This is a genomic window from Sphaerotilus sp. (genome assembly GCF_041083715.1).
In the GTDB taxonomy this organism is placed as follows: domain Bacteria; phylum Pseudomonadota; class Gammaproteobacteria; order Burkholderiales; family Burkholderiaceae_C; genus Sphaerotilus.
Map to the genome: position 1 here is coordinate 1 of NZ_JBFPGY010000161.1, position 10,100 is coordinate 10,100.

General features: G+C 71.8%; 8 protein-coding genes. 4 read left to right on the forward strand and 4 right to left on the reverse strand.

Annotated elements, in window-relative coordinates; genetic code table 11:
- The 4 genes from AB3X43_RS07310 to fabI all read right to left on the reverse strand — a co-directional run.
- A partial coding sequence (locus AB3X43_RS07310; protein ID WP_369429199.1) for a poly-beta-hydroxybutyrate polymerase N-terminal domain-containing protein occupies nt 1-526 on the reverse strand: 526 nt, incomplete at its 3' end.
- Nucleotides 527-643: 117 nt separating this feature from the next.
- Nucleotides 644-1,855, reverse strand: coding sequence for an acetate/propionate family kinase (locus AB3X43_RS07315; RefSeq protein ID WP_369429200.1), 1,212 nt, complete (start codon nt 1,853-1,855; stop codon nt 644-646).
- Entirely contained in the window at nt 1,852-3,282 is a 1,431-nt protein-coding gene (locus AB3X43_RS07320; protein ID WP_369429201.1) for a bifunctional enoyl-CoA hydratase/phosphate acetyltransferase, read from the reverse strand. Before AB3X43_RS07320 ends, AB3X43_RS07315 begins: the two co-directional genes overlap by 4 nt.
- A 34-nt stretch (nt 3,283-3,316) precedes the next feature.
- On the reverse strand, nt 3,317-4,105 hold the full coding sequence (gene fabI, locus AB3X43_RS07325) for an enoyl-ACP reductase FabI (protein WP_369429202.1): 789 nt from the start codon (nt 4,103-4,105) through the stop codon (nt 3,317-3,319).
- 270 nt (nt 4,106-4,375) lie between these two features.
- Here fabI and AB3X43_RS07330 point away from each other — a divergent pair, with 270 nt between their 5' ends.
- From AB3X43_RS07330 to AB3X43_RS07345, 4 genes are all read left to right on the forward strand, one after another.
- Nucleotides 4,376-6,961 carry a hypothetical protein gene (locus AB3X43_RS07330; RefSeq protein ID WP_369429203.1) on the forward strand — a complete coding sequence of 862 codons (2,586 nt, stop codon included), beginning with the start codon at nt 4,376-4,378 and terminating at the stop codon, nt 6,959-6,961.
- Nucleotides 6,962-6,986: 25 nt separating this feature from the next.
- On the forward strand, nt 6,987-8,621 hold the full coding sequence (locus AB3X43_RS07335; protein ID WP_369429204.1) for a substrate-binding domain-containing protein: 1,635 nt from the start codon (nt 6,987-6,989) through the stop codon (nt 8,619-8,621).
- Nucleotides 8,622-8,789: 168 nt separating this feature from the next.
- Nucleotides 8,790-9,542 (forward strand): formylglycine-generating enzyme family protein, encoded by a 753-nt coding sequence (locus AB3X43_RS07340; protein ID WP_369429205.1) that lies wholly within the window; start codon nt 8,790-8,792, stop codon nt 9,540-9,542.
- A gap of 78 nt (nt 9,543-9,620) precedes the next feature.
- On the forward strand, nt 9,621-10,013 hold the full coding sequence (locus tag AB3X43_RS07345) for a hypothetical protein (RefSeq protein WP_369429206.1): 393 nt from the start codon (nt 9,621-9,623) through the stop codon (nt 10,011-10,013).
- The last annotated feature ends 87 nt before the right edge of the window (nt 10,014-10,100 follow it).

Sequence of the window (10,100 nt, forward strand, 5' to 3'; positions counted from 1 at the left end):
GATTGGCGCCGAGGCGTTCGCGGGTCGCCTGCACCACTTCGGGGTTGAACGGCAGGTTGCTCGGGCTGAGCGTGTCGAGCCACTGCCGTGCCATCGTCCGCACCACCTCGCTGTGGTGGCGCGTCAGGCCGGGCAGCTGGGTGGCGTCGTCCCACCACCGCGCGCTCTGCTGGTAGGCATGCACCACACCCGGCCACGGCCATTGCTGCCAGGCGGGACTGGCGAAGCGGGGGTCCGGTGTCGCTGCGGTGTCGCCGGGCGTGCATGCGCCACTCGCGCAGTGGCCCATCCACTCGGTCATGCCCGCCTGCGCCTGCGCGGCGAGCCGCAGTCCCTGGCCCGGCTGGCTCATCAGGTGCTGGATCCAGTCCTGCCAGGCCAGGGACAGCGAGATCGGCGACAGACCGCTGGTCAGCGCCGCAGCGCGGGCATAGACCATCTGGTCGAAGGCCAGGGCCGCCTGGAGGGCGGACGGGATGCGTGGCTGCAGCGGGGACGCGGCAGCAGCCGTGGCGTTGTCGGACACGGTGGACGATCGGAGGGCTTGCAGCACGTTCTTCCAGTCACGGCGGTGGACACGGTGTCCATTGAACCGCGGACCCACCGTTCCTGTGATGACACCACACGCTCCGCTTGATCCGCGTCAACCTGCCGCCAGCAGTGTCCACGCGGCCTGTGCGGCCACCCGGCCCTCGTCGGTCGGAACCACCCAGACCTCGACTGCGCTGGCGGGGGCATGGAGGGCGGCGATGCGGTCCCCGCGGGCGGCTGCGTTGGCGGCACTGTCCAGCGCCACGCCCAGGTAGTGCAGTGCCTGCGCCAGCGCGGCGCGCGTGGCGGCGTCGTGCTCGCCGATGCCGCCGGTGCAGACCAGCACGTCCACGCCGCCCAGCACCGCCGCCAGCGCGCCCGCCTCGCGCTGCAGCCGGTAGGTGAACAGGTCGATGGCGGTGCGCGCCTGCGCGTTGCCATCGTCCGCGGCGCGGCGCAGCAGACGCATGTCGGCGGACAGGCCGGAGACGCCGAGCAGACCGCTTTCCTTGTAGAGCAGTTGCTCGACCTGCGCCTCGGTCCAGCCCTCGCGCCACAGGTGCAGCACGACGCCCGGATCGAGCTGGCCGCAGCGGCTGCCCATCACCAGTCCGTCCAGTGCCGAGAAGCCCATCGAGGTCGCGACGCTGCGGCCCTCGCGTGCGCCGCACAGGCTGGCGCCGCTGCCCAGGTGCGCCATCAGCACGCGGCCGTCGGCACGGGAGCTGCAGCCGCGCAGTACCTGCATCACGTAGTCGTAGGACAGCCCGTGGAAGCCGTAGCGGCGCACGCCCTCGTCGTACAGCGCCTGCGGCAGCGCGTAGCGTGTTTCCAGCTCGGGCATGCCGGCGTGGAAGGCGGTGTCGAAGCAGCCGATCTGCGGCAGCGCGGGAAACGCCTTGCGCAGCGCCCGCACGCCGGCGAGGTTGTGCGGCTGGTGCAGCGGCGCGAGCGGGTTCAGGCTGGCCAGCAGCATCATGGCCGTGTCGTCGAGCCGGATCGGCGCGCGGTAGTAGCGCCCGCCGTGCACGATCCGGTGGGCCACTGCGGCGATGCGCGTCCCCGGTGCCACGGCCGCGACATGCGCCTGCACCGCCTGCAGCGCCACATCGAAACGCTGCGCCTCGTCCGCCGGTTCGGACAGCTCCACCGGGTCCGCGTCCGACGGACACAGCCGCAGCCGCCCGCCCGGCTGCAAGCCGTCGATCTGGCCAGCCGCGAAGGACGGGTGCGCGGCGATCTCGCCGGGCGTGTCGCCGCAGCGCGGGTAGAGCGCGAACTTCAGCGTCGAGGAGCCGGCGTTGATGACGAGGATGGTGTTCATGGTCGCTGCGTCCGCCACGCCAGCGCGAGCCGCGCCGCCAGCGCGGCCGAGGCCAGCCGCGAGGCCTCCCCATCCGCCCGGCTCGTCAGTGCGATCGGCACCCGCACGCCCAGCACGATGCCGCAGCTCGCCGCGCCGGCCAGGTATTCGAGCTGCTTGGCCAGCATGTTGCCCGCCTCCAGATCCGGCACCATCAGGATGTCGGCGTCGCCGGCCACCTCGGAGCGGATGCCCTTGATGCGCGCGGCTTCGGCCGAGATCGCGTTGTCGAAGGCGAGCGGGCCGTCGAGCAGGCCGCCGGCGATCTGGCCGCGGTCGGCCATCTTGCACAGCGCGGCGGCGTCCAGCGTCGAGGCCATCTTCGTGCTCACCGTCTCGACCGCCGCCAGGATCGCCACCTTCGGCCGCGCCACGCCCAGCACCCGCGCCAGGTCGATGGCGTTGCCGATGATGTCGGCCTTCTCTTCGAGCGTCGGGGCGATGTTGATGGCCGCGTCGGTGATGAGCAGGGGCTTGGGGTAGGCGGGCACGTCGAAGCGGAAGACGTGCGAGATGCGGCGCTTGGTGCGCAGCGCGGGGGTGGCGATGACGGCGTGCATCAGCTCGTCGGTGTGCAGGCTGCCCTTGATGAGCATCTCGACCGTGCCGGCTGCGGCCAGCTCGGCCGCACGCGCTGCGGCAGCGTGGCTGTGTTCGACCGCTTCGATGTGCACGCCGGTCAGGTCCAGTCCGAGTCCGGTCGCGACCGCCCGGATGCGCGCTTCCGGTCCGATCAGCCACGGCACGATCAGCCCGCGCCGCGCCGCGGCCATCGCGCCACCCAGCGAAGCTTCGTCACACGGATGCACGACCCCACAGGGCACCGGCGGCTGTCCGGCCAGCGCTGCCGCCCAGCCATCGACCCACTCGGCCAGCCGCGCCGCGGGGTCGAACAGGTGCATGGTGGGCATCGCGGCCCGCAGGCGGCTGATCTTCTGCAGCGGTGCACGCACCATCGCGTCGCCGCTGACGACCACCGCACCGGCCTGGTTCGTGACCACGCAGTCGAGCGTCAGGCGGTGGCGTTCGTCGTCGCGGGCGGTGACGGTGGCCTGGATCGTCAGCGTGTCGCCCGCACGCACCGGCAGGTGGAAGCGCAGCATCTGCGCTTCGTAGATCGTGCCGGGGCCGGGGAAGTGGGTGCCCAGCAGCGTCGAGATCAGCGCGCCGGCCCACATGCCGTGGGCGATGGTGCCGTGGAAGCGGGTGGCATTGGCGTACTCGGCGTCGACGTGGGCCGGGTTGACATCGCCAGAGACGAGCGCGAAGGCGAGGATGTCGTCCTGCGTCAGCGTGCGCACGATGCTGGCGCTGGCGCCGATGGGCAGCTCGTCGTAGGTGCGGTTGGTGATCACGGTGTCGTCCGTGCCGGGGGTGGGGGTTGTCATGCTGAGGTGGTCCATCGTGTGTCCGGGTTCCGGGTCAGCGCACGGCGTGGAAGCCGGCGTCCACATAGATCGTCTGGCCCGTCATGCCGCTGGCGCCAGGGCCGACGAGGAACGCGGTCAGCGCACCGATCTCGTCGAGCGTGACCAGCCGCCGGAGCGGCGATTCCCGGGCTGCCGTCGCCATCAGACCGCCAAAGTCCTCGATGCCCGAGGCGGCACGCGTGGGCACCGGCCCGGGCGAAACGGCGTGGACGCGCACGCCCCTGGCACCGAGTTCGACCGCCAGGTAACGCACGGTCGATTCCAGCGCCGCCTTCACCGGCCCCATCAGCCCGTAGTGCGGGACGGCCTCTTCGGCGCCGTGGTAGGTCATCGTCACCAGCGCGGAGCCAGGGCCCAGGTGCGGCTCGCACAGTTTCGCGAGCGCCGCCAGCGAGTGGCAGGACACCGTCATCGCGCGGGCAAAGCCGGCGGCGCTGCTGTCGATGACGCGGCCGTGCAGTTCGGCCAGCGGCGCCCAGGCGATGGAGTGGACGATGAAGTCCAGCCCGCCCAGCGTCTCGACCGCCCGGGCGACCAGCCGCTCCAGATCGCCTGCGACCTCGATGTCGCAATCGACCAGTGGCGCGCCGAGCGTGTCGGCCAGCGGCTGGACCCAGGTGCGGGCCTTGTCGTTGAGGCAGGACAGCACCAGTGCGGCGCCCTGTGCATGGAGGGCCCGGGCGCATCCCCAGGCGATGCTGTGTTCGTTGGCCAGGCCCAGGACCAGACCGCGGCGGCCTGAAAGGGGAAGCAGGGAATCGGCGGGGGACGTACGGGACATGTCTGGAATCTCCTGTGCACGAGCATGCACGCAGCGTTCGCGATCGCCATGACCGTGCCATGACGCAGTGCAGCATTCTTGATGTGGCGCAATCTTCGGCGGTGCGTCCCGCGGACTGAATTTTCACTGTGACAGTTCAGAGACCTGCTGGCTCACGGGGTGAGCTGTCACGAGATTGACACATGGCCGCACCACAGTGGCGCCGGTGCCGGGCTCGACAACGTGCTGGCACTTCCTTCACCGTTTTTCTCCTCCGGCGCTTTTCCCCACATGCACCACATCTTCATCGGGCTCGGTGGCACCGGCGTGCGCGTCTGGCAGGCGATGGAGCGTCGCCGCCAGATCGATGCGGCCGCTGTCGCAGTCCCAGGGTCGGTGCGAGCACGCACGGCGGTCGCCATCCCGGCCGCACCCGTGCTGCTCATCGATACCGATGCCAGTCTGCATGACGACGAGGCGCCTGGCTGGTGCCTGGCCGGCCGCAGTCTGGCGCCACCACGGGCGCAGCGTCTGCTGCTGGCCTCGCCGCCGTTCGAGGCCAGCCGCGCCGAGCTGCTTGCGGCGCTGTCGAGCGTCATCCGCACCGCCGAGGCCGCGCGCACCCTGTGCATGGTGCACTTGATCGCGCACCCTGGGGAGCCGGTGGGCGCCGGGCTGCTGGTCGGTGTGCTCGACGCCCTGTGTGACACGGTGCCCCCCGCCCGCCTCCAGTTGCACCTGACGCTGTCGGAGCAGACGCCCGTGCTGGCCGTGCTGCAGCAGCGCGCCGAGGCCGTGCCGCCGCGGTTCGACCGCTGCTGGCTGTCCACGCCGGTCGATGAGGGCGGCGCGCGCGAGACCGATGCCGCTCTGCGCCAGGAGCGGCAGGCGCAGTGGCTGCTGCAAGCCTGGGCCGAAGATGCGCCGGTTGCCGCCCGACCTGCGGTCGCTCCGCGCGGAGAGTTCGCGCTCTGGGGCATCGCGGAGTGGCGCAGCGATCTGGTGGCGGTGCAGCGCCACCTGGGGCATGCGCTGATGCTGCGGCTGCTGGCACAGCTGCGTTTCGACCACTGGCGCCCGAGCCTGGGCTATGTCAACCATCCTGCCGCGCTCCGGACGGTGGCGGGCGATGTGCTGCCGGAGGATCCGTTGAGCTGGCCGGGGGTGTCGCCCGGCGATGCGGCCGGCCCGCCGCCGCCGACCCTGGCCGCCGCGCAACAGGCGTGGCAGCGCCTGGCAGCGCACTACCTGCAACTGGTGCAGCACTGCGCGCCGGCGCAGCGCCGGGCGGAATTGCGCCGGCTGTTCGCGCTCGGACTCTCGGAACGGTTTGGCGGTGCGGGGGTCGCGGCGGTGTTCGATGTGCCGGCCGCCGCGTTGCGGCAGCGCGCCATGGACGTGCGGACCCATGTCGAGGTGGCGCTGTGGCACGACTGGCGGCTCGGCAGCGTGTCGCTGCGGGACGGCGTGGCCCGGGTGGCGGCGCTGGTCGAGCAGGCCGAGGCCCGACAGCACGACCTCGAAGGCCGGCAGGCCCGCGACGACCGGCTCGTGACGAGTCTGCGGCTGCAGATCGATGCCGAGGCGGCGCTGTCGCCCGCGGCGGGCCGGTGGTTCGGACCGCGCGAAGACGATCTGCACCCGTTCGCGCTGCGTCTGCAGGCCTGGGCACAGGCGACGACCGCGCAGGCGCACACCGCGCTGCTGGGCCGGCAATGGGCGGCGCTCCGCACGGAGCTGGCCGACTTGCAGGACATGGTCGAGGCCGCGGATCTGGCACTGGCTGCGCTGGCTGGCGAGGCGGACGAGACAGCGGCGGCGGTCCTGGCCCCGCCCGTGTCCGGCGACGGGTTCTCGCTGCGCCTCGACACCCGCGAGCAGGTGCGCGCGCTCGGCAAGACCTGGGTGCTGGCGGAGGCGGTGCAGCGCGAGTCGGTGGCGTTCCTGCGCGCTGATCTGTTCATGCGGCTGGGTGACGGTGCGGGCTTTCGTCTGCTGGCGCAGCACCTGGGCGAGCGGGCTGGCTGCGCCCGCCTGCTGGCCGCCAGCACCCAGCGGCTGGCGCCGTCGGTGGTCGCGTCGGCCGCGCAGAGCGCCATGCTCGCGCTGGCGCGGGCCTGGCAGGAGGATCCGGCCGCCCGGCCCGTGGCGCTGCAGCGTCTGCGTTCGCGGGCTGGCGGGGGCGCGTGGTCGGTCGAGTCGGCGGGAGCGGCGCCCGCCATCGCGGACACGCTGCGGTTGCCGCTCCCGCTGCTGCCTGCGTTGTCGCTGCCGCCCGCGGCCGATGTGGCGGACCCCATCGATCCGGCAGAGGCGCAGCGGGCAGCGACCGCTGCGCTGCGCAGGTCCTTGCAGGCAGCCCCGATGCCGTGGCCGACCGGTGCCGTCGACGTCCTGCTCGCGGCTCCGGGCAGTCCGGCCGCCAACAGCCTGGTCTGGTGCCGCCAGATCGCACCGGTGCCGCTGGCGGCGCTGTGCGGCCTGCAGGCGCCTGAGCCCGCCGCCGCGGACCACGCCCCCGACAGCCGTCCCGGCCTGCTGCTGCTGGGCGATGCGCTGGGGCTGGTGCGCGAGGACCTTGGCGCCGGTGTGGTGCTGGTGCGGCTGGACGGCGAGGGCTTCGAGGCCGACCGTGTACCGCTGGGCGCGCACTGGGATGCCGCCGCGACCGGCATGCCCGAGCCGGTGCGGTGCTGGCTCCAGGAGGATGTGGATGCCGCATTGCGGTCGTCTCCGATCCGCCCGGACCGGTTGCGCGAGGTGATGCAGCGCCGCGTGGCGCAGGTGCTCGCCGCCGCATCGCCCGATGACGCCGACGGTGTCGGCCAGCGCTGGCCTGCGGCCATCCAGACCGCCATGCATCTTCTTCCCGCTTGATCCCGACCGAAACAGGACCCACGCCATGACCCAGATCCAGACACACGGTGTCTGCACCAACCTTCCCGAGTCCTGCCGGCTTGCCGCCAGCCGCCAGCCGCAGGCGCTCGACACGGGCGGCGGACGCTGCAGCGAATGTGGCGCCACGTTGATGGCCCCTGCCGGCGCGGTGCGGTCCGCGGCACCGGTGCGGTGGCTACTGCCCCTGCTGGCGCTGCTGCTGGTCGGCTCGGCGCTGTGGTGGTGGCTGCACCGCACACCGGCGTCGCCGGTCGCGCCCGCGGCGGCCGTCACGGCGGTGGTGGCGGTGGCATCGGCCTCCGGCCCGCCGGTCACGGGGGAGGCAGGCAGCAGCACGATCCGCCTGCACGGCTCCAACACGGTCGGTGCTGCGCTGGCACCGGCACTGGTCAAGGCCTTCCTGGCCCGCGAGGGCTACACCAGCGTCGAGCGCCAGCCCGGCGCCAACGCCGAGGAGAGTGTCCTGATCGGCCGCCGTGCCGACGGTGCCAGCCTGCGCGTCGAACTGCAGGCCCACGGCACGGCGACGGCGTTCCAGTCGCTGGCTGCGGGCGCTGCGGACATCGGCATGGCCTCGCGCGCCGTCAAGGCGGACGAACTGGCCGCCACCAGCGTGCTGGGCGACCTGTCCGCCGAAGGCAGCGAGTACGTCATCGCGCTGGATGGCGTGGCGCTCATCGTCCACCCCAGCAATCCGCTGCAACGCCTGTCGATCGCGCAGATCCGCGACCTGTTCAGCGGCCGCGTCACCGACTGGGCGGCCGTGGGCGGCCCGGCCGGCCCGGTCACCGTCTACGCCCGCGACGACAAGTCCGGCACCTGGGACACCTTCCGCGCGCTGGTGCTCGACAAGCAGCCGCTGGTGGCGTCGGCCCACCGCCACGAGGACAGCCGCGAACTCTCGGACGCGGTGGCTGCCGACCCGCAGGCGATCGGCTTCGTCGGGCTGCCCTACGCCCGCCAGGCCAAGACGCTGGCGGTGGCCGACGGCAGTGCCAACGCGCTGCGCCCGAGCCGCTTCACCGTCGCGACCGAGGACTACGCGCTTTCGCGCCGGCTGTATTTCTACGTGGCGCGCAATGCGCCGCCGCTGGTGCGCAAGCTGGCCGACTTCGCCGTCTCGGATGAAGCGCAGAAGATCGCACAGGCCGAGGGCTACATCGGCCAGATTCCCGAAGCCGACGAGGGCGTCGGGGCCGCCGCTGCCGAGGCGCTGCCGACCGAGTACACCCGCTTGACCCACGGTGCGCGCCGTCTGGCGGTCAACCTGCGCTTCAAGCCGGGTGTGGACAAGCTCGACAACAAGGCCCTGCGCGACATGGCCCGGATCTCGCGGCTGCTGGAAAGCCGCCTCGGCCCGTCGCAGCACCTGATGCTGCTGGGCTTCTCGGACGGGCAGGGTGATCCATGCGCCAACCTGACGATCTCGGTGCAGCGCGCACAGTCAGTGGCCCGCGACCTGGGCACCTACGGGCTCAAGGCGGCTGCAGTCCAGGGCTACGGTTCGGCTGCGCCGGTGGCGAGCAATGACACGTCGTCCGGGCGCGAGCGCAACCGCCGCGTCGAGGTCTGGATGAGCGATCGGGCGATCGAACCGGTCGCGCCGGCCCGTTGCCAGAACGGTGTGCGTGGCGAGTAGTACCGAGAACGGGCGTCAACCTCCCTGAATGAGGGGCTTCGGGGTGGTGGACTTGCGGCGTCTTGGTCTCGGCAGTGGTTCAATCCGGTTCCTCGGATCGGCCTGGATCGGGGGAGCGGGGGCTCCCGGATCCAGCGACGGTTTTCCGAGATTGGGGGATTCCACTACATGACTGTCCATGGTCAGGAGCCGGGCTGTCCTAGCCTGCACATTTCACCGCACTGTCCGGGCTGGGCCTCGACGTTCGACCAGGACGCCTGGGGTCACTGGGCCGAGCTGACGATAGGCTCCGTGTCGCAGCGGCTGCGCTACATCGCGGCCGGTGTGTTCGACATGGGCTCGCCTGCCAGCGAACCCGGTCGCAGGCAGGATGAAGTGCTCCGCACGGTCGGCATCGAGCAGCCGTTCTGGCTGGCGGACACCGCCTGCAGCCAGGCGTTCTGGCAGGTGGTCACCGGCCAGCAGCCCAGTCGGTTTCGCGGCGACGATCTGCCGGTGGAGCAGGTGAGCTGGGATGCGGTGAACGTGCGCTTTCTCTCCGAACTCAACCGCCGTGTGCCGGGCCTGAACGCCATGCTGCCGACCGAGGCCCAGTGGGAATACGCCTGCCGTGCCGGCACGGACACCGTGTACCACTGGGGTGACGGGCCCGTTGCGCCCGAACTGGCCCACCATGCGACCCGCCAGCCGCGTCAGACGGTGCCCGTGCGCTCGTTCGAACCCAACACCTGGGGGCTGTACCAGATGCACGGCAACGTCATGGAGTGGTGCGCCCAGAGCGGGCGCAGCGAAGACCGCGTGGTGCGCGGAGGTTCATGGAGCGGCCATGCACGCACGTTGCGCTCGGCCTGCCGCCTGGAGCGCAACCGCTCCTCGGCGCGCAACGACCTGGGGTTTCGTCTGGCGGTTCCGGTCCTCTGAATACCAATCCTCACCGATTCGGTCGGCGATCCTCCGTAACATCCGGCACCACCACAGCACCCTCGGGAGACCTCCCCCATGCCCAGCCCGTCCTGCCTCGTCGCGCCGACGATCGCCCTGCTGGTGGCCGGCTGGATCGGCCACGGCATCGGCGCTGCCCGCTTGGAAGACACCCGCGCGAAGCTGCTCGCGCTGGAGGCATCCGGTCGAACCGCACTGGCCGCACAGACCGCTGCTCGCCAGCAACTCGCCGATGCGCTGGAGGCCCAGCGCCGGACCTTCGATGAGCAGAAAGCCGAAATGGCCGAAGCGTTCGACGAGGTGCAGGAACGGCCGGTCGTGCGCAGTGGCCAGCGCCTGTCCAACGACCTCGCACGCAAGGCCGGCCTGAACTGCATGCAGGCACCCGTGCCGCACGACGCCGTGACCCGGCTCAACCGTGTCAGCGTCAGCCGATTGGCGGTCCGCTGATCACCGTGGTGGCGACGATGCACCGTGTCTTCCTTTCCATGCTGGTTGCGGGGTCCCTGGCCGGCTGCGCCACGCACCCCGTTGCGC